Source organism: Flavobacterium sp. YJ01, assembly GCF_029320955.1.
Taxonomy (GTDB): domain Bacteria; phylum Bacteroidota; class Bacteroidia; order Flavobacteriales; family Flavobacteriaceae; genus Flavobacterium.
On record NZ_CP119757.1, the window covers coordinates 397,515 to 416,661 of the forward strand.

17 protein-coding genes are annotated in these 19,147 nt (G+C 33.1%); 10 read left to right on the top strand and 7 right to left on the bottom strand.

Annotation, left to right across the window (positions count from 1 at the left end):
* Positions 1-72: 72 nt before the first annotated feature.
* Positions 73-1,110, bottom strand: coding sequence for a M14 family metallopeptidase (locus P0R33_RS01830; protein ID WP_276173919.1), 1,038 nt, complete (start codon positions 1,108-1,110; stop codon positions 73-75).
* A gap of 147 nt (positions 1,111-1,257) precedes the next feature.
* The gene (locus tag P0R33_RS01835) at positions 1,258-1,617 is read right to left on the bottom strand and encodes a nuclear transport factor 2 family protein (RefSeq protein ID WP_276173921.1); all 360 of its coding nucleotides are present in this window, start codon (positions 1,615-1,617) and stop codon (positions 1,258-1,260) included.
* A gap of 234 nt (positions 1,618-1,851) precedes the next feature.
* Here P0R33_RS01835 and P0R33_RS01840 point away from each other — a divergent pair, with 234 nt between their 5' ends.
* The 6 genes from P0R33_RS01840 to P0R33_RS01865 all read left to right on the top strand — a co-directional run bounded on the left by P0R33_RS01840 (position 1,852) and on the right by P0R33_RS01865 (position 9,488).
* Positions 1,852-2,211 carry a hypothetical protein gene (locus P0R33_RS01840; RefSeq protein ID WP_276173923.1) on the top strand — a complete coding sequence of 120 codons (360 nt, stop codon included), beginning with the start codon at positions 1,852-1,854 and terminating at the stop codon, positions 2,209-2,211.
* A gap of 232 nt (positions 2,212-2,443) precedes the next feature.
* A complete protein-coding gene (locus tag P0R33_RS01845) occupies positions 2,444-3,529 on the top strand; it encodes an efflux RND transporter periplasmic adaptor subunit (RefSeq protein ID WP_276173925.1) in 1,086 nt (361 codons plus the stop codon).
* Between the two features lie 56 nt (positions 3,530-3,585).
* The gene (locus P0R33_RS01850; RefSeq protein ID WP_276173927.1) at positions 3,586-6,702 is read left to right on the top strand and encodes an efflux RND transporter permease subunit; all 3,117 of its coding nucleotides are present in this window, start codon (positions 3,586-3,588) and stop codon (positions 6,700-6,702) included.
* Between the two features lie 189 nt (positions 6,703-6,891).
* Positions 6,892-8,382, top strand: coding sequence for a TolC family protein (locus P0R33_RS01855; protein ID WP_276173929.1), 1,491 nt, complete (start codon positions 6,892-6,894; stop codon positions 8,380-8,382).
* A 145-nt stretch (positions 8,383-8,527) separates the two neighbouring features.
* Entirely contained in the window at positions 8,528-9,088 is a 561-nt protein-coding gene (locus P0R33_RS01860; protein ID WP_276173931.1) for a Crp/Fnr family transcriptional regulator, read from the top strand.
* 73 nt (positions 9,089-9,161) lie between these two features.
* The gene (locus P0R33_RS01865) at positions 9,162-9,488 is read left to right on the top strand and encodes a multidrug efflux SMR transporter (protein ID WP_026728926.1); all 327 of its coding nucleotides are present in this window, start codon (positions 9,162-9,164) and stop codon (positions 9,486-9,488) included.
* An 85-nt stretch (positions 9,489-9,573) separates the two neighbouring features.
* On the opposite strand, the gene P0R33_RS01870 is transcribed toward P0R33_RS01865, so the two are convergent.
* On the bottom strand, positions 9,574-10,611 hold the full coding sequence (locus P0R33_RS01870; RefSeq protein ID WP_276173933.1) for a two-component regulator propeller domain-containing protein: 1,038 nt from the start codon (positions 10,609-10,611) through the stop codon (positions 9,574-9,576).
* Between the two features lie 132 nt (positions 10,612-10,743).
* On the opposite strand from P0R33_RS01870, the gene P0R33_RS01875 reads away from it, so the two are divergent.
* Together P0R33_RS01875 and P0R33_RS01880 are read left to right on the top strand one after the other, a co-directional pair.
* On the top strand, positions 10,744-11,613 hold the full coding sequence (locus P0R33_RS01875) for a winged helix-turn-helix domain-containing protein (RefSeq protein ID WP_276173935.1): 870 nt from the start codon (positions 10,744-10,746) through the stop codon (positions 11,611-11,613).
* Between the two features lie 114 nt (positions 11,614-11,727).
* Positions 11,728-12,174 carry a GNAT family N-acetyltransferase gene (locus P0R33_RS01880; RefSeq protein ID WP_276173937.1) on the top strand — a complete coding sequence of 149 codons (447 nt, stop codon included), beginning with the start codon at positions 11,728-11,730 and terminating at the stop codon, positions 12,172-12,174.
* Between the two features lie 3 nt (positions 12,175-12,177).
* On the opposite strand, the gene P0R33_RS01885 is transcribed toward P0R33_RS01880, so the two are convergent.
* Positions 12,178-13,041 carry a LysR family transcriptional regulator gene (locus tag P0R33_RS01885; RefSeq protein ID WP_276173939.1) on the bottom strand — a complete coding sequence of 288 codons (864 nt, stop codon included), beginning with the start codon at positions 13,039-13,041 and terminating at the stop codon, positions 12,178-12,180.
* Positions 13,042-13,104: 63 nt separating this feature from the next.
* Here P0R33_RS01885 and P0R33_RS01890 point away from each other — a divergent pair, with 63 nt between their 5' ends.
* Both P0R33_RS01890 and P0R33_RS01895 read left to right on the top strand, forming a co-directional pair.
* Positions 13,105-13,623 carry a GNAT family N-acetyltransferase gene (locus tag P0R33_RS01890; protein ID WP_276173941.1) on the top strand — a complete coding sequence of 173 codons (519 nt, stop codon included), beginning with the start codon at positions 13,105-13,107 and terminating at the stop codon, positions 13,621-13,623.
* Between the two features lie 95 nt (positions 13,624-13,718).
* Positions 13,719-14,606, top strand: a complete 888-nt coding sequence (locus P0R33_RS01895; protein ID WP_276173943.1) for a DMT family transporter — start codon at positions 13,719-13,721, stop codon at positions 14,604-14,606.
* 227 nt (positions 14,607-14,833) lie between these two features.
* Here P0R33_RS01895 and P0R33_RS01900 read toward each other — a convergent pair whose 3' ends face one another.
* The 3 genes from P0R33_RS01900 to P0R33_RS01910 form a co-directional block, all read right to left on the bottom strand.
* Positions 14,834-17,110 (bottom strand): ATP-binding protein, encoded by a 2,277-nt coding sequence (locus tag P0R33_RS01900; protein ID WP_276173945.1) that lies wholly within the window; start codon positions 17,108-17,110, stop codon positions 14,834-14,836.
* Between the two features lie 4 nt (positions 17,111-17,114).
* The gene (locus P0R33_RS01905) at positions 17,115-17,711 is read right to left on the bottom strand and encodes a biliverdin-producing heme oxygenase (protein WP_276173947.1); all 597 of its coding nucleotides are present in this window, start codon (positions 17,709-17,711) and stop codon (positions 17,115-17,117) included.
* 97 nt (positions 17,712-17,808) lie between these two features.
* Positions 17,809-19,146 carry a HAMP domain-containing sensor histidine kinase gene (locus tag P0R33_RS01910; protein WP_276173949.1) on the bottom strand — a complete coding sequence of 446 codons (1,338 nt, stop codon included), beginning with the start codon at positions 19,144-19,146 and terminating at the stop codon, positions 17,809-17,811.
* Between the last annotated feature and the right edge of the window lies 1 nt (position 19,147).

Sequence of the window (19,147 nt, forward strand, 5' to 3'; positions counted from 1 at the left end):
GAAGTCTCAGACTTCGCAAAGCTACAAAAAACGCACAGCTACAAAAAACACAAATGAAATGGAGATTAACCTTTAATAACCAATACAAAAAACCGTTTCGTTTTTATTTACTGGCGGCGTTCCAATTTTATACAAAATAACTCCATTTGCCGATGATTTAATTTCAGTTAAAATTTTTCCAAATTCATTTGAAATAAATCCGATTTTGTCATCCTTTTTAACGTAATCTCCGCTTTTCAAATTGCTGTGGAAAATTCCATTAAAATCTGACTTAATGTATTCCTGATTATTTAAATAAACTGCCGAAGGATTTTTTGCTGGAGTTGTTCCTTTACTGTACATTTCCATATAATTCAGCATATTATAAACTGCTTTCTTTATTAAATGAACCGATTCTGTCTGTACATTTCCCAACTTTCCTGACTCAATGCTTAAAGCTGTTTTTCCGTTTTGAGAAGCTTGTTTAAAAGCATATTTGGCAGGTTCAGATTTTGTAATCGTATATGGATAAGAAACAATATGATTGATCCCTGAAATTTCAGAAAGTTTATGACTCAAAAGTGTCTTCTTTTCTTCTGATGTATTATTGTAATAACAAATAAACGGTAATAAATCTTCGTTTGCATCTCCTGCATGAATATCCAGAAAAACATCCGAATTCGGAATTATTTCCTTAGTTATATAATTAGCAATCTGCTCAGTAATAGTTCCAGATGCTGAACCCGGAAAAGCATTATTTAGATTTTTCTGGTCAAGCGGATTTACAAATGGCGTTCTTTTATAAAACGAAGCAACATTTGCAATTGGAACCACAACCAAAGTTCCTTTTAGCTTTTTAGGATCAATTTCTTTAATTAATTCCTGAACAGCTGTTATTGGCGGATATTCAAAACCATGAATTCCAGCAATTATGGTAAAAATAGGTCCTTTTTCTTTTCCCAAAATAATAGTTACGGGCATGTAATTATAAGGAGAATCTGTTTTAAATTCAACTAAAGTATCAATTCGTTTTCCGATATTTTCTTTTACTATTTTTTCTAGATTTTGACTAAAACCAATAAAAGGGAGTAACAGCAATAATTTTATGCTTAAGAGCTTTAAGTAATTCACGTGGTATTCTTTAATATAAGAAAACAAAAGCCGTTCTCTTTATTCATTTTTAAACCTCAAATATAAAAAACTTAAATAGTTTAGACTAAAATCACGAGTTACGAAATTATTCTTAATACTCAATTCTTAATACTAAATACTAAAATCTTAATTCTCCATCAACTCAATATCCATAGTTTTAATCAATCCATTTTCAAAAGTATAAACATGTTTTACAAATCCATCAAACATTAAATTTCCTTGAAGATCTTTTACGTTTTGATGCACTTTTACTTCCAAGCTTCCGTTTTCTCTTTCATCAAAACCAACAGGCTCTACTTTCGGATTAATTTCTGTCCATTGTCTCGTCCAATATTGACGGATTTCGTCGTGACCGCTTATATAACCGCCTTCCCAAGCTTTTGACCATTGTACATCTTCCTGCATAGTTGATAAACAGTTGTCGATATTTCTTTCGTTAAAAGCATTATACGCTTTTGCAATTACTTGTTCCAATTGATTTGACATAGTTTGTTTGTTTAATTAGTTTCATAAAAGTAAGATAGAAATTATAACTTTTTAATATAAAACCGAATAAAAATTAAAACCTTAAAAATCAACTTCGATTATTATTAAATCTTAAAATCTCACTGTATTTACAAAAATTTTAAGAATCCTTGCTTTTCAATTTGCTATATTTGGCGCACTATAAACAATTTTAAACCTATTTCTAAGGAACAAAATTAATTTGCTGTGCTGTAAATGAAACCTATAAAGTTCATATATATCGTTTTACTTTCGCTGCTTTCTTTTTTTAGAGGAACAGAGACGTATCAGCCAATTCTTCATGCCAGCAGCTGTATTACTCTTGACAGCGTTGCAACAGACGATGTACTTAGTTTCTCTTCAGATTTTTCTACTTCAAAAACCATTGATCTTCATTGTGTTGCAAAAAAGAAAATAAAAGGAAGAGCTACTACTTTAGAACAAAGTACGATAAAAGCTCCTTATTTCAGTAATTTAATCAACTTCAAGCTTTACAAAAAGAGCTTAATATATGGTATAGCCAAAATATACCAGGTTCAAAGGCATACTTATCTGCATTTGTACCAACTTTTCTAGACCTCAAAATTTTGTTGTTTTTATATTTAAGTTCAGAAGCTTTCTGAAATGACTTCTCATTTGCGCTCACCTCGTATTTTGAGAGAATCATTTATATAAAAATATTCCCAAAAACGGAACTTCTAAACTTGAAGCATCCGAACACCATTTTATATCTAAAATCCAAATTCACTTCCTTTTATTTTTTAACGGGAAGAAGATCTATTTATTCAAAAAAATTAAAAACCTAATGATGAGCATTTATAAAAATAAATTCCTTTTATGCACTTTGGCTTTATTTGTTTTAGTCTCGTGCGGAGATAAATCTAAAAAGAATTCAGACAACATAAAAACAGTTCCTGTTTATAAGGTTACCTTAAAAGACACTATAGTTTCGAGCAAATTTGTTGCCGATGTACACGCAAAAAACAATGTAGAAATACACGTTCGTATTCCGGGTTTACTGGATAAAGTTTATGTAAGTGAAGGACAAAAAGTTAAAAAAGGACAAATCCTTTTTAAAATCAGTGATGTTGAACTTCAGATTCAACTCTTAAAAGCCGAAGCCGTTTACAAAAGTGCCAAAGCCGATTTAAGAATTGCAACTGTAGAACTAGAACAGGCGCAAACCCTTTTCAATAAAAAAGTAATTGCAGACAAAGAATTAGAATTATCTAAAGCAAAACATGAAGCCGCTTCCGCGAAAGTTGCACACGCCGTTGCAGAAAAAAAAGCAATCAACCAACAAATTAGTTTTACCACAATTCGCGCACCATTTGATGGAACAGTTGACAGAATTCCTTTTAAAGAAGGAAGTTTAATTGAAAACGGTTCATTGTTAACTACTGTTTCTCAATTAGATGACGTTTACGCGTATTTCTCAATTCCTGAGAATACGTATTTCCAAATGATGGAAGACAAGACCTTGAATACGCAAGGCGATATCAAATTAATATTACCAAACGGACTAGTTTATGACCAAAAAGGAGAATTAAGAACCGCTGACGGAGAAATCGACAGAGAAACAGGTTCTATTCAATACAAAGCAAAATTTCATAATCCGCAAGGTTTTATCAAACACGGAACTTCTGGAAAATTGATTATTTCCGAGCCTAAAACCAATGCGATTTTAATTCCGCAAAAAGCGGTTTTTTCTATCCAAGACAAACAATATGTTTTTCTTGTACAAAAAGATGGAGTAGTTAAAATGACAAATGTTACTATTGAAACCACTCTTGATGATGTTTATATTCTAAATGAAGGTCTAAAAAGTGAAGACTTAATTGTAGAAGAAGGCACGCAATCGTTGAGAGATGGAGATAAAATCAACATCAAATAAATGTAGTTTATCGACCTGTAAAACAGTTATTTAATTATTGATCTAAAAAAAATAAAATGATAGAGTTATTTATCAGAAGGAAAATATTGTCGTTAATTATCTCGGTAATGATAGTCCTTTTGGGATTGCTGGCGTTGTTTCAGCTTCCCATAACCCAATTCCCCGATATTGTACCACCGTCTGTAACCGTTACAGCAAAATATACAGGAGCCAACGCAGAGGTTTCTGCCAATGCCGTCGCACTTCCGCTCGAAAGAGCTATAAATGGAGTTCCAGGAATGACCTATATGTCGACCGTAACTTCTAATGATGGTTTAACTTTAATTCAGGTTTTCTTCGAAGTAGGAACCGATCCCGATCTGGCTGCTGTAAACGTACAAAACCGTGTAACCACAATTTTGGATGAACTTCCAGAAGAAGTTATTCGTGCCGGAGTTACGACCGAAAAAGAGGTAAATAGTATGTTGATGTACTTAAACATTACAAGTACCGACAAAACTCAAGATGAGCAGTTTATCTTCAATTTTACGGATATTAATATTCTTCAAGAATTAAAACGTATTGATGGTGTCGGTCGTGCCGAAATTATGGGACAGAAAGAATATTCAATGCGTGTTTGGTTAGATCCGCAGAAAATGCTTTCCTATAATATTTCGGCAAATGAAGTCATTAATTCGCTTCAAAAACAGAACATTTCGGCAGCGCCAGGAAAAGTTGGTGAAGGTTCAGGACAAATGAACAATCAATTACAATACGTAATTAAATACGGCGGAAAATTTTTCGAACCTAAACAATATGAAGAAGTTCCTTTAAGAGCCAATGCTGACGGAACTATCTTAAGATTGAAAGATATTTCTAAAATCGAATTTGGAGCCATGAGTTACGGAATGGTTTCTAAAACCGATGGAAAACCTTCTGCTTCGATCATGCTAAAACAACGTCCAGGTTCAAATGCTTCTGAAGTAATTGCCAGCGTAAAAGAAAAAATGACAGAATTGAAAGGCACTTCTTTTCCTCCTGGAATGGAATTCAATATTGCATACGACGTTTCGCGTTTTCTTGACGCCTCTATTCATGAAGTTTTAAGAACTTTAGTTGAAGCCTTTATTTTAGTGGCGTTCGTTGTTTTCCTTTTCCTTCAGGATTGGAGATCGACATTAATTCCGGTTTTAGCAGTTCCTGTCGCGCTTATTGGTTCGTTTACTTTTATGTCGATGATGGGATTCTCGATCAACTTATTGACGCTTTTCGCTTTGGTACTTTCGATCGGAATTGTAGTCGATAACGCAATTGTCGTCGTCGAAGCTGTTCACGTAAAAATCTCCGAAGAACATATGTCGCCAATGGAAGCTACGATTAGTGCGATGAAAGAAATTACTGGAGCCGTTATTGCTATTACGATTGTTATGGCTGCGGTGTTTATTCCGGTTGCTTTTTTGAGTGGTCCTGTTGGGGTTTTCTATAGGCAGTTTTCATTAACAATGGCAATTAGTATTGTGATTTCAGGTATTAATGCGCTTACCCTAACTCCTGCTCTTTGTGCTATTATGCTGAAACCGCACGATCCTAATAAAGAGAAAAAATCACTTCTAGATCGTTTCTTTCATAGATTCAACAATTGGTTCGATAATATCACTTCAAAATACATCAAAGTATTGGTGAAGTTCGCTGATCGAAATACCGTTACAGTTGGTTTATTGGTTCTGTTTTGTGTTTTAACTTGGGGAACAACCAAATTCTTAGCATCTGGATTTATTCCGACAGAAGATCAAGGAATGGTTTATGTAAGCGTTACAACACCACAAGGCGCAACGGTAGAACGTACCGAAAAAGCTTTAGATGAAGTAACAAGAATCGCAAAAGGAATTAAAGGCGTTGATAACGTTACCACTCTTGCAGGATACAGTATTGTTACTGAAATTGCTGGAGCTTCGTACGGAATGGGAATGATCAACTTAAAAGATTGGAGCGAACGTGATATTTCGGTAACCGAATTTATGGCAGAACTTACCGAAAAAACAAAAGGAATTTCTGATGCTCAAATTGAGATTTTTGCTCCGCCAACAGTTCCAGGTTTTGGTAACACGAGTGGTTTTGAGCTTCGTTTACTGGATAAATCTGGAGGAAGCATTACCAATACCGATAAAGTAACCAAAGAATTTATCAAAGAATTAAATGCTTCACCAGAAATTCAGAATTCATTTTCGAGTTTTGATGCCACTTTCCCGCAGTATTTAATTCACATCGATTATGATCTTGCAGCAAAAAAAGGAATTTCGGTAGACAATGCTATGTCAACTTTGCAGACTATGTTAGGTTCTTTTTATGCAACCAATTTTATTCGTTTTTCTCAAATGTATAAAGTTATGGTTCAGGCAAGTCCGCAATTTCGTCAAAATCCAGAAAGCATTTTAGATATGTATTTAAAGAATGATAAAGGCGAAATGATTCCTTTTTCAACATTTATCAAATTAGAAAGAGTTTACGGCCCAGAGGTTTTAACGCGTTATAATATGTACATGTCGGCTATGATTAACGGTGAAGCAGCCGAAGGTTACAGTTCTGGAGATGCAATCGCAGCCGTTGAAAAAATTGCTGCAGAAAAACTTCCAAGCCGTTTTGAATTAGAATGGTCTGGAATGACACGTGAAGAGATTTTATCAGGAAACCAAACCATATACATTTTTGCGCTTTGTATACTTTTCGTATACTTACTATTGGCAGCGCAATACGAAAGTTTATTGCTTCCTTTCCCAGTTTTATTAAGCCTTCCTGTTGGAGTTTTTGGTTCTTACATTGCACTTGTAATGGTTGGACTGGACAATAATATTTATGCTCAAGTAGCACTCGTCATGCTGATTGGTCTGCTCGCCAAAAATGCCATTTTGATTGTAGAGTTTGCTATGGCGCAAAACAAACTCGGACGTGATATTGTCGAAGCCGCGATTGAAGGAGCCAGACTTCGTTTCCGTCCAATTTTGATGACTTCGTTTGCTTTTATTTCAGGATTGATTCCACTGTGTATTGCTTCTGGTGCGGGTGCAATTGGTAACCGCTCAATCGGAACAGCAGCTGCGGGAGGAATGTTAATCGGAACCGTGTTTGGTCTTTTGATTATTCCGGGACTTTATATACTGTTTGCAAAATTGGAAAAACGAGTGAGTAAATCTTAATTTTTTTTAAACACATAGAATCATAGGATTTTGAAGGCGTTGAAAGGCGTTTCACTAGCATTAACACACATAGCTATGTGTTAGAAACTAGTTTCTTTCAATTCTCTTTTTTTGAGAAAGAATCCCGATAGCTATCGGGACTATGTGTTAAAAAACTAAACGATAGATTGAACAAAATAAACTAAAACAATGAAAGAGATATTAAATCAATATAAAAATGCAAATATGCCTTTTCTAAGGACAACCAAAAGTGCCGTAGTAATAATCGCAATTTCACTTTTGACAGCTTGTTCTGCACCAAAAGTCAGTACAAAACTAGACGCCGCGAAACTTCCAGAAAATTTTGATGCAAAAAGAAAAGAAGCTGTAAACAATGATTTTATTCCATTAAAAACAGAAACTTTTTTTAAAGATCCAAAATTAGAGGAATTACTAAAAAAAGCGATTGCTAAAAATCCTGATTATTTAATCATGCAGGAAAGAATCCTGATTGCCAATTCGCATTTAAAAGTCGCAAAATTAGCGCTTCTTCCCTCTTTAGATTTGGTTGCAGATGCTTCTGGAACGCATTACGGAAAGTATACGATGGATGGCGTTGGTAATTACGATACCAATTTTTCGCAGAATATTAGCGAAAAACAAAGAATTAACGAAGATCTTACTCCTAACCTATTTTTGGGCGGAAAAGTTTCTTGGGAAGCAGACATCTGGGGAAAACTAAGCAATCGTAAAAAAGCGGCGCAACAGCGATTTTTTGCTTCACAACAAGGAATGCGTTTATTGCAAACACGTCTTTTGGGCGATGTTGCCGATTTGTATTTCAAACTTATCGCTTTAGACAAACAAGCTACAATTTATGATGACAACTTAAAAACGCAAGAAAGAGCACTTGATATTGTTTCGGCACAAAGATCTGTCGGAAAAGCAACGGAATTAGCTGTGCAGCAATTTAATGCGCAAAACAATAATATACATGCCGAAGCTTCAGAATTGAAATTAAGCATCGATCAAACTGAAAAAGCTTTGCTAACACTTTTAGGTGAATACGGAGGAAAAATAGACAGAAGCAGCGATTTCTTAGCTGGTCATTTAGAGGTTTTAAACCAAAAAATAAGTGTGGATTCTATCATTCATAAAAGACCTGACGTTTCTGAAGCTTATTTTGAATTATTGGCAAGCAACGCAGATGCAAAATCGGCTCGAGCGGCCTTTTTTCCGACTGTAAATCTGGGAGGTTATGCAGGTTTCAATTCGTTTTCATTCAACACTTTTTTTGATGCTGGTTCTTTTGCTTGGCAGATTTTAGGCGGGTTAACAGCTCCTGTTTTCAACAAAGGTCAGATCAAACAGGAATTTTATGTTTCGAACAGAAGACAAGAAATTTCCTTTCTTCAATATCAAAATAGTGTAACAACGGCTTTTAACGAATTGAGCGCATTATTGCACAGAAATGAAGCTTATGAAGATGTTTTAAAATATAAACTGAAAGAAATTGATCATCTTGAAATTGCTGTAAATGTTTCTAATGATTTGTATTTAAGCGGTTATGCTAATTATTTGGAAATCATTAATGCGCAAAAAAACAAACTGCAAGCAGAACTTGATTTTGTAGATATTCAGCTACGCAATGCTAATTCACAAGTATTGCTATACAAAGCTTTAGGCGGAGGAATTAATTAGTTTTTATATATTGGTCAAAATTGCCTCTGTTTTATAGCTCATCTCAGAGGTGATTTTAAATCCCATTTCAGCAGAAATGGGATTTTTTTTTGAATGAAATTTTCTGTTCGTCTTAACAAAAACTATCTTTATTGAAAAATTAGAAATGGATATTTCGAATATTCTAGACCAAATACATTTACTTCCTGAGCAATCCAAATTGGATTTGCAAAATAATGTTTCGGAAATTGCTTTCCCGAAAGGGCATATTTTATTAAAAGCCAATAAAATAGAATCGAATATTTATTTTATAAAGAAAGGATTGGTAAGGGCTTTTGTAGAAAGAGACAATGAAGTGACTTTTTGGTTTGGAAAAGAAGGCGAAACCATTATTTCGATGAAAAGTTACGTAGAAGACCAACCTGGTTATGAAAATATAGAACTTCTTGAAGATTGTGAATTATACGAACTAAAAACAGATAATCTTAGAAACCTATTTAAAGAAGATGTCCATATTGCCAATTGGGGAAGGAAATTTGCCGAAAAAGAATTGATTAAAACTGAAGAACGTTTGATTTCCAGACAATTCAAAAATGCTTCAGAACGTTATTTGGAATTGATGAAAGATCATCCGGAAATCATAAAAAGAGTTCAATTAGGTCATATTGCATCTTATTTAGGAATTACACAAGTGAGTTTAAGCAGAATTCGGGCAGAATTAAAATAAATAGATTTTTTATCATTTGTTAAATTTTTTCCGAATTCGATAAAAGAACTTTGCACCACAAAATTTTAACTATATGAACTGGATTATTTTAATCATCGCTGGCTTATTTGAAGTAGCCTTTGCCTCATGTCTTGGAAAAGCAAAAGCAACAACTGGAACTGAAATGTATTACTGGTATATTGGATTCTTTATTTCGCTAACCGTAAGTATGCTTTTATTAATGAAAGCCACAGAAACACTTCCTCTAGGAACAGCTTATGCGGTATGGACTGGAATTGGTGCCGTTGGAACAGTTTTAGTCGGTATTTTTGTTTTTAAAGAACCAGCAGCTTTCTGGAGATTGTTCTTTTTGGCAACTTTAGTTGGTTCTATTGTTGGTTTAAAGGCGGTTTCGCATTAAAATATATTTTTTGTTTCAGGTTTCAGGTTTCAGGTTGCTCAACTTAACCTGAAACCTGAAACCTGAAACTTGAAACTTAAAAATTTTAAAAATCTGTAAGTGTCTTTCCATCATAACGATAGACTCCATTCATAGATCCAAACCAAATACTTCCATCTTTAGCTTCCAAAATACCGCAAAGCATTCCCAATCCGTTTTGTGCAAATATTTCAGTAACATTTGGATTTTTATCATATAAAGATTCTTTATCGTAACGTGAAAACACCCAATTTCCGTTGACTTTTAATGCACCCGTTGTCCAAATATTTCCCTTTTTATCTTGTAATATAATCGAAGTTCCTTTGTCTGATACCTTTGTATAATTAATGCCATCATAACGCCAAAGACCAAATTCAAGAACCAAAGTATCACCTCTCTCGCCTTTTCTGTCTTTGAGTATAGAACCTCCAAACCAAATATTGCCATTTTTATCTTCGATTATAGACCAAACGTTGTAAAAAGACTTACCGTTTATTTTTTTGAAAACCGTAAATTTCTTTCCATCATAATAGCAAGGCTCTTCTCTGGTTCCAAACCATAATTTTCCCGTTTTATCTTCCATAATCGAAGTAACAGCATTACTTGAAAGTCCATCTTTTGTTGTAAAATTTCGAAAAGATTTTCCATCGAAACGGCTTGCGCCACCGCCAGTAGCAAACCAAATATTTCCTGATTTATCTTCATAAATAGATCCAACGAAATTACTGGCAAGTCCATTCTTGGTTGTAAAGTGCTGGAAGCTTTTTTTATTGTAATAATAAATACCAGAATCTTTAGAAGCGAACCAAAGATTTCCTTTTCGATCTTCCAAAACATCCCAAAAAGTGGGCGATTTTATCTTGCTCGTTAGATTGGTAAACGTTTTTCCATCGTATCTAAAAACGCCTTTGAAAGCAGCAATCAGAATATTCCCTTTTTTATCTTGTCTTATATTTCTAACCATTCCAGTCGGTCCATAGAGCGAAACTGTATCTTTTTCTGGTTTGCTAACTTGATTCGGATTGCTTGTCTGGTTGGAATCTTTACAAGAAGTAAAAAAAACAAACATGAGGAACAAAATGTAAAGTGTTGGGTATTGCTTCATTTTTTTATTTTTTTAGAAAGTTGTTACCGCAAAATTACTTTCATATTTTTCGATTGAAGGGATTTGAATTGTAAATAAAATTGTAAACTTTGTAAATAAACTATTGACAATATGCTTTATAGCCAAAATATCTTGCAGAAGAAATACAAATATCTATTTGGAGTGATCGCAGTTGTGTTTATTGCTGTAATCTGTTTTGCTTTCAACGAAACTGACAATAATTCTTTTGATATTGCCAAAAGGGAAATTTTGCTCCGCAGCATCGGACATGAATTACTTTTACAATCAGGAGATAGCACATCTAGAGTTCTTCCCATAAAAAATATTGCCAAAAATGAATACGAAATCCAGTTTGAAAAGAGTTTTACTTTTCAACCCGACACTTTAGTTAATATTATCCGTCGTTTTTTGTCTCAAGATCCTCGAGCGTCAGATTATGTTGTGACTGTTTTGAATTCTCAAAATTCTAGTGTAATTTATGGATACACAATAGCGAAAAACAAAAAAAATGATGCTGTACCTTGTCGAAAAAGAATACAACCCAAAGCAAATTACATCATAAATATCAAATTCAAACCATTACAAATAAGTGTTTTCGATAATAAATATCTTTTGGGAAGTCTGCCACTTTTTGCTGTTTTAGCTTTTATTTTTTTTAGACCGGTTCAGTCACAAAAACATTTACCTAAAAATCTGGAAAGTGATTTGCTGGAATTAGGCAGAATAAAGTTTGATGTAAAAAATCGAAATCTAATAATAAACGATAAAACAATAGAATTAACTGCAACCGAATCGCGATTACTGCATATTTTTGCACTTTCTCCTAACAATACGATACAAAGAAATCGCCTTCAAAAAGAGATTTGGGAAGATGAAGGTGTCATTGTCGGTCGCAGTCTAGATATGTTCATATCAAAACTTAGAAAAAAATTAGAAGTTGATCCACACGTCAATATTGTTGTTGTGCGCAGCAAAGGATATAAACTTGAAATCACTACTTAACACAATTTATCACTTAAAGATTAATGCATTTTTAGCATCACATGATAAAAAAATAGCATTTTAAAACATTATTCTCTCTTTTATCTTTGTTGAAAATTAAAGCATAAAATTAGAATGACATTTAGCCATACCATTAAATCTTTTGAGGAATTAACCAATCACGAATTATATAATATGCTTCGGTTAAGAAGTGACGTTTTTGTTGTAGAACAAAACTGTCCATATTTAGATTTGGATAATAAAGACCAAAAAGGTTTTCATGTTTTATTTCATGTCGATAACGAATTAGCGGGAGTAACACGTTTACTTCCTATCGGAGTATCTTATGACGAAATTTCAATAGGAAGAGTTGTAATTTCAAGAGCGCATCGCGGATTAGGTTTGGGAGTAAAATTAATGGAAGCTTCTATTGCAGGTTGCGAAGAAAAGTTTGGAAAAGGTCCTATTCGCATTAGTGCGCAATATCATTTATCCAAATTCTATCAATCTTTAGGATTTGCAGAACAAGGTGAAGTTTATGATGAAGATGGAATTCCTCACATTGGAATGCTTCGTGCCTAAAATTTAAGGAATAATCAATTTTAAAACATTAGCTAAAACAGGATTATGATCTTCTGTTCGCCAATTGATATACAAATCGGTTTCCAACGGAAGTTTAATAAATCGGATTCCTGGAATTTCATGAAAAAGATACGAATCAGGTAAAATCGCAATTCCGAGTCCTTTTCGAACCAAAGCAATTATCGCCGAACCAAATTCAGAATGAAGATATACTTCTGGAGCGTTCTCTAAAGAATTGAATAATCGTCTAATAAGGTCGCTGTAACTACTTCCTTCGTCATTAGTAGGCAAAATAAACTTTTGAGAGGCAAGCGTTTCTTTCGTTAAATCTTCGGGAGTTTGATACGAATGATCTTCGGGAACAACAATCGCTAAGTGATCTGTATGGATTTTTTGAGATTCAATGTCTTTTGCGTTATTGATATCTCTCGTGATTGCTAAATCAATTTTATAATTGCGTAGAAAATCCTGCTGATTCTCATAAAGAACTTGAACCAATTTGATTTTAAGTTTTGGATAAGCATCAGAAATACGAGATAAAATCTCAGGCATAATAGAAGCCGAAATAGAATCAGGATGAGAAATGGTAATAGTACCGCTTTCACCTAACTGAATCTGGCGGGCAGATTGATGAATAAATTCGAGTTTATTGAGCTCGACTTCCCATTTTTCTTTTAGAAATTGTCCCGCAGCGGTAAGTTTGACATTTCGTTTGTTTCGTTCAAACAACTGAATGCCAAGCTGATTTTCTAAAGACTGAATCTGGCGACTTAGTGCAGATTGCGTAATATTCATTTTTCCGGCTGTGTTCCAGAAATGAAGTTCGCGTGACAACGCTAAAAAATATTTAATTTGCTGTAAATCCATTGATGCAATTTACGCATTTATTAAGAACAAAAAATAGCTTTTAATGCATTAAAGAATAAAAAAATGAATTCATTAGAAATAAAAAAAGCAACGGTAAAAGATTTAAACGCGCTTCAATTAATTGGAAGACAAACTTTTTCTGAAACATTTGCAGAAGTGAATAGCGAAGAAAATATGAATAAATATTTGAATGAAAGTTTTGCTACTGATAAATTAACTTCAGAACTAAACAATCCGAATTCTTATTTTTATTTGGCTGTTTTAGAAGAAAAAGTAGTTGGTTATCTAAAATTAAATACTGGCGATGCGCAAACTGAAAAAGAAGATTTGAATGCTTTGGAAATTGAACGTATTTATGTTGCCAAGGAATTTCACGGAAAAAAAGTCGCGCAAGCACTTTACGCTCAAGCGGAACAAACTGCCAAAAAACTACAAGCTTCTTATATCTGGCTAGGTGTTTGGGAAAAGAATTTTAGAGCCGTTAGTTTTTACACTAAAAATGGTTTTGCACAATTTGCAACACATATTTTTAGATTGGGCGATGATGAACAAACGGATTTAATGATGAAAAAAGTTTTATAAGTCTAGCTAACAGTTAAATATAAACCCGCAGTTTGTCATTCCGAGGAATGACAAGATTGGGAGGATTTTTAATCTAAAAAAACACCTAAATTTTAATGAAAAAAAGACAACTTTTACTGCTTTTGCTAATTCTTGGCACTGCTTTCTGGGGTATCTCCTATTCAATTACCAAAATGGCGATTGGGAATTATTCGCCTAACACTTTTTTGTTTTATCGTTTCTTTCTGGCGGTAATAGTTTTGAGTATCGTTTTTTGGAAATACGTTAAAAACACGAATCTTGAAGCTATCAAAACTGGTTTTATTCTTGCTGTTCCGATGTTTTTAGGTATTCAATTGCAGACTGTTGCTCTAACATACACAACAGCTTCACAATGTTCTTTTATTGCGGGATTAACTGTGATTATTATTCCGTTGATAAAATTGGCTTTTTATAAAACCACAACACCTCTGAAAATCTGGATTGCGGCTTTGACAGCTTTAACTGGTTTATTTATTATCGCTGTACAAGAAAAATTCACGATAAATTTTGGCGATTTGCTTACCATTGCCGGCGCATTTGCTTTTGCTGTTTATTTAATTTCGGTTGAAAAACATTCCATATCAAAGAATCTTTTGTATTCAATTGTTCCAATGTTTTCATTTTGTGCTTTGTTTACTTTTTGTCTGGCATTTACAGATCAACATGCAGAATGGTTTCCAAAAAGTGATACATTTTGGCTTGGCGTTGTTTACTGTGCTTTGTTTTCTACCGCTTTTATGTATACGGTTTCTAATATTTCGCAACGTTATTTATCTGCAGAACGCGTTGCCGTAATCTATTTATTTGAACCCGTTTTTGGCGCTATCGGAGCTTTTTTTATTTTAGGAGAAAATCTTTCTTGGCGTTTGCTTTTGGGTGGAACTTTAATCTTTTCAGCCACAATTATTTCTGAAGTCAATTTTAAAAAGACTAAAATCAAAATTGTCGCTGATAAAAATTAGATATTATTATTTCACGCAGATTTAAACAGATTTTAGCAGATTAAATATGATTAAATCAATAAGCGAAAATTTATTCAACGCATAGAAACATAGCTCACTATTATAAGTAAAGGCGTTTCACTTGTTTAAACAAACATAGTTGACTATGTGTTATAAACTAGTTTCTTTCGATTAACTCTTTGTAAAAGAAAAAATCTATGTTTCTATGTGTTTAAAATTAATATATCTTACAATGGCAAAAGCGTATCCTCAGGATCGCAAGGAAAATATATTATAATATCAGTACCTTCACCTGGTTTTCCTTCTGCTCTAATATCACCGCCAACGGCTTGCATGATTTTTTTACATAATGCAAGACCTATGCCTGATCCCGTATATTGTTCTTGTGTATGAAGTCTGGTAAAAATCTTAAATATAGATTCGTTATACTCTGACTCAAAACCAATTCCGTTATCCGAAAAACGAACCCAATGGCAATATACTTTAAACAAATCATGAATAATTACAGGCTCTTGAGAAGCTGTAATTGTAATTTTTGTCGTTCTTTCTTGAGAGGAATATTTTAGCGAATTCTGAATAATATTGACAAATAATTGTCTCATTAAAAAACCAATAGCATGAACTTCTGGTAACTTTTCAGATTCAATTACAGCATTGTTTTCTAGAATTACTTCATTCATTTCTTTGATTGTCGATTCTAGAATTTCATTCAGATTTACTTCTTGCAAAGTATCTCTTGTATTTTTGATGCGAGTATATTTTAGAATATCTTCCAATAATCCGCTCATTCTATTGGCAGATTTTGAAACTCTTTCTAATGAATTTGAAATGGATTCTGTCGAAATAACATCAATTTCTGATAACATTTTAGAAGTAATAAGCTGAATTTTACGCAAAGGTTCCTGTAAATCATGCGTACTGATCCAGTTGATGTTTTCTAGTTCAGAATTCGTTTCTTTTAAGATTTCGCTTTGATTACGATATTTTTCTTCTTCCTCACTCAACATAATCAAAATAAGTTGATTATGTAAAGTATGAGTATATTGAACCGTAGCATTAATTTCGTACTGTTTCCAGTTGCTGCTTTGGTTCTTTACAATTTGTTTATAGATATTAAATGAGTTGCCAGGATGTAGTCCCGTACTGTCTTTTAAAATTCTTTTTTCTGGATCGCCGCCCCATTTAATTTCCGAAATCGTTTCTGGTCTAAACCATACAACATGTCCATTGTTACCCAATGGTTGGTAAATAATTCCAGCAAAATTGGAGTTTTCATCAAATTCAGGAAAATGCTCACTAATTTTATTGGTAGAGAAAAAATCAGTAATATCATTACCTTTAAGCTGTCTGATTAAACTAATAATTTGTTCATCAGAAGGCGTTAGACCATTTTTATAAATTTTATTTCTCGTAATAATCGATACGCCAGAAGCATTTGCAATTTCTAACAATTGTCGAGCCTGCACAATTTTTTCTATCGATTCTTTTAAAACAGGAAGTTCCAGACTTGTCAATTGTTCTAATGCCAAATTCGTTTTCTGAGCACTAATATATTCATCATTAGATTGTCTGATATCGATTTGAGAAGTAATAAACTGTCCTTGAAGTTTTGCCGCCAATCTAATTTCAGGAGAAATATTTTTCTCTGAATAATGATGGCAAGCAATTAATCCCCATAATTTTCCATGATGAATAAGCGAAATAGTCAATGTTGCGCCAACTCCAATATTTTTTAGATATTCTACGTGAATCGGCGATGTACTTCTTAAAATAGAAAGGCTTAAATCAAGATTTTTTCCTTCCCTATCATCAACTGTATAAATGGGAACAGGCACATAATCAATATCAACAATCAATCTCAACAGATTTTTGATATATAATTCTCTGGCTTGCGCAGGAATATCGGTGTGCGGATAGTGTAAGCCTAAAAAAGGTTCTAGATCTTCTCGGCAATCTTCTGCAAACACTTCTCCGTTGTATTGTTCATCAAAACGATAAATCATTACACGATCATAACCCGTAATTTCTCGCGTTCCCTGTGCTACAAGTGCGCACAAATCTTTAAGCGAAGTAGTTTTATTCATCTGACTTACAAACTGAATCGTTTGTTTATAAGCATCAGCCAATTTTTCCCTATCAACAAAAAGCAATTCTGCTTCCAGAACATAAATCCCGTCGCTTTTATGAATGTTTATTTGAAAAAATTTGCCTAATAATTCAATTTCCAGAGGAAAAGCATCTCTAAATTCATCTCCGTTAGTATAAGCTAAAATTTCTTCTTCGGCAGTAATTCCAAAAACTGCAGAAAAATCTTTTCCTAACATCTCACTGTGAGAAACACCAAAATAAGAGGCAACATTTTCTGAACAGAAATCTATTTTCCATTTAAGTGTAATACCAAGTAAAAAGCCATGTGGCTGTATTTTACCTGGAATATGTATGGGTTCATGTTCGCAATTGGTTAAGTTAACAAGATCGCGATTAACTATATCCTTAATCTTCATTTGCCTATCTTCGATCAAAATGCTTGTAAATGTTATCAAAAGCAAATATTGCTCCTTCTATAATTTCCTCTCCGCAATTATGCTCCTGTTCGTATTCTGCTAGAAAATTCAGGAAAGATTTCCAGAAACTTCCTGTTTTATCGCCATAACCGTTAAAATACGAAACACCATTTTCTACAGAAAGCTCTGGTAATTTTGAAACATTTTTTAAAATAAATCTTCCGCCAAGTGTTGAACCTTCAACAACATATAAAATTCCCAATGCAAAAGGAGTTGAAATTCCTTCTGTTTGAAAAACTTTTTCATTATTGGTTTTATTCGAATTTAAAAATAATAGATCATTTTCTATCAGATGTTTCTTTCTTCTTTGTTCTAAATCATCAATTAAATCAGAAAAAAAGGGAAAAATTAAGCCTTCTGTATCATTATGAACATCGTGCATTAAACTTAAATAATAGGTATAATCTTCGATTTTCATGTCGGGTGACATTATTGACATTGAAACTGGAAGTTCTTCTAATTTCTTATGAGAATCTGAAGTTTGCGTTTTTAAATCACTAAGAAAATTAGAAGCTATTGAAGAAGTTGAATTTGTACTCATTATTGATTTTTTCTTTATTTATAAGAGTCAATTATCAACTCCTTATTCACAAATTTAAAAAAAAAACTGAGCATTTAAAATCCCTTTTTAAACATTTTTAATACTCTTCAATCAGACAGATTTCAAAAGTTGTTTTTTCCTCTTTAGTATTATAAAGAATATAACCGCCGTGAGCTTCCACAATATTCTTCGATAAAGTCAAGCCTATCCCCGCACCTTCATTTCTGGTGGTAAAAAACGGAAGAAATATTTTGTCTTCAATTTCTTTTTCTATTCCTTTTCCGTTGTCTGAAATCTTTATGAAAATTCTATTGTCTTTGGCTCCAGCCGCAATTATGATTTGTTTAGAAATTACATTTTCTAATGCATTTATAGAATTTGTCATTAAGTTAATCAACACTTGTTCAATTTGTTGTTGATCTACATGGATTGGATATTTCGCTTTTGCATTATTAATGACCTCTATATTTTCTTTTTTAAACAACGGATTCATGACCTGAACACAGTTCTCAATTAAATCCTGCAACATTATAGATTCTTTTTTGGGAGATGGAAGCATTGCTAATTTTCGATAACCTTCTACAAATTTCTGCAAATGATCGCTTCTTCTCAACATTGTCTGCACGCTATTTTTTATATCTTCCAAATCTTCTGAAGAAAGAGAATCTTGCTCTACTAAATCTTCTAAATTTTGACAAATAGAACGAATTGGCGTAATAGAATTTAAAAGTTCATGCGAAATAACTTTCATCAAATTTATCCAAGCATCTTTTTCTTTTTTTTCAACAACATTCTGAATTGAATCTAGCAAAACGATAAAATAATCTTGTTCAAAAATCTCAGTTCGAGAAGCTTGCAAAACAAAAGTTTGTCTACTTTGTTCGTTTACACTTATTTCTAATGAAGTTTTTATTTCTTGAAAATTATCTTTTTCGAGAATTTCGCACAACGATGGCATCTGATTTTTAAGGTATTTCCATTTAGAAACTTTGGGAACATTAAAATGAGTCGAAAAATAATCATTCATCAAAAAAATACTCCAATCGTCTTCTTGCTTTTGCAGAATAATAACTGCTGTTTCAATGTTATTCAAGATCGAACGATAAATAATATCTCTAGAAATCTGTTCATTTCGATTGTCTTTCAATGTTTCATACAATTGAAATAAATCGCCATAATTTGTATCGCTTTTATGTTTAGAAAAATCTGACGTAAAATCATTCTGCAAAATCGAAGAAATGGTTTTATTGTAAAGCAAAACCATGTTTTGAACATAAAAATACATTTCGCGAACTAGCAGAAAAACCATGCATAGCCCAAATATTCCAGTAAAAAACAGATCAATTTTAAAGAAAAAAATAGACAATTCAATTCCGATAACAATCAAAATTAATCGCACGAAAATGAGTTTATAAGTTTGTGCCGTTTTAAACATA

What these genes read in the sequence shown, in the direction of transcription:
- P0R33_RS01895 (WP_276173943.1), top strand. Translation starts at nt 13,719, where the DNA reads ATGAAAAAAAGACAACTTTTACTGCTTTTGCTAATTCTTGGCACTGCT.
- P0R33_RS01835 (WP_276173921.1), bottom strand. Translation starts at nt 1,617, where the DNA reads ATGTCAAATCAATTGGAACAAGTAATTGCAAAAGCGTATAATGCTTTT.
- P0R33_RS01855 (WP_276173929.1), top strand. Translation starts at nt 6,892, where the DNA reads ATGAAAGAGATATTAAATCAATATAAAAATGCAAATATGCCTTTTCTA.
- P0R33_RS01880 (WP_276173937.1), top strand. Translation starts at nt 11,728, where the DNA reads ATGACATTTAGCCATACCATTAAATCTTTTGAGGAATTAACCAATCAC.
- P0R33_RS01865 (WP_026728926.1), top strand. Translation starts at nt 9,162, where the DNA reads ATGAACTGGATTATTTTAATCATCGCTGGCTTATTTGAAGTAGCCTTT.
- P0R33_RS01850 (WP_276173927.1), top strand. Translation starts at nt 3,586, where the DNA reads ATGATAGAGTTATTTATCAGAAGGAAAATATTGTCGTTAATTATCTCG.
- P0R33_RS01890 (WP_276173941.1), top strand. Translation starts at nt 13,105, where the DNA reads ATGAATTCATTAGAAATAAAAAAAGCAACGGTAAAAGATTTAAACGCG.
- P0R33_RS01910 (WP_276173949.1), bottom strand. Translation starts at nt 19,146, where the DNA reads ATGTTTAAAACGGCACAAACTTATAAACTCATTTTCGTGCGATTAATT.
- P0R33_RS01885 (WP_276173939.1), bottom strand. Translation starts at nt 13,041, where the DNA reads ATGGATTTACAGCAAATTAAATATTTTTTAGCGTTGTCACGCGAACTT.
- P0R33_RS01905 (WP_276173947.1), bottom strand. Translation starts at nt 17,711, where the DNA reads ATGAGTACAAATTCAACTTCTTCAATAGCTTCTAATTTTCTTAGTGAT.
- P0R33_RS01845 (WP_276173925.1), top strand. Translation starts at nt 2,444, where the DNA reads ATGAGCATTTATAAAAATAAATTCCTTTTATGCACTTTGGCTTTATTT.
- P0R33_RS01870 (WP_276173933.1), bottom strand. Translation starts at nt 10,611, where the DNA reads ATGAAGCAATACCCAACACTTTACATTTTGTTCCTCATGTTTGTTTTT.
- P0R33_RS01860 (WP_276173931.1), top strand. Translation starts at nt 8,528, where the DNA reads ATGGATATTTCGAATATTCTAGACCAAATACATTTACTTCCTGAGCAA.
- P0R33_RS01840 (WP_276173923.1), top strand. Translation starts at nt 1,852, where the DNA reads ATGAAACCTATAAAGTTCATATATATCGTTTTACTTTCGCTGCTTTCT.
- P0R33_RS01900 (WP_276173945.1), bottom strand. Translation starts at nt 17,110, where the DNA reads ATGAAGATTAAGGATATAGTTAATCGCGATCTTGTTAACTTAACCAAT.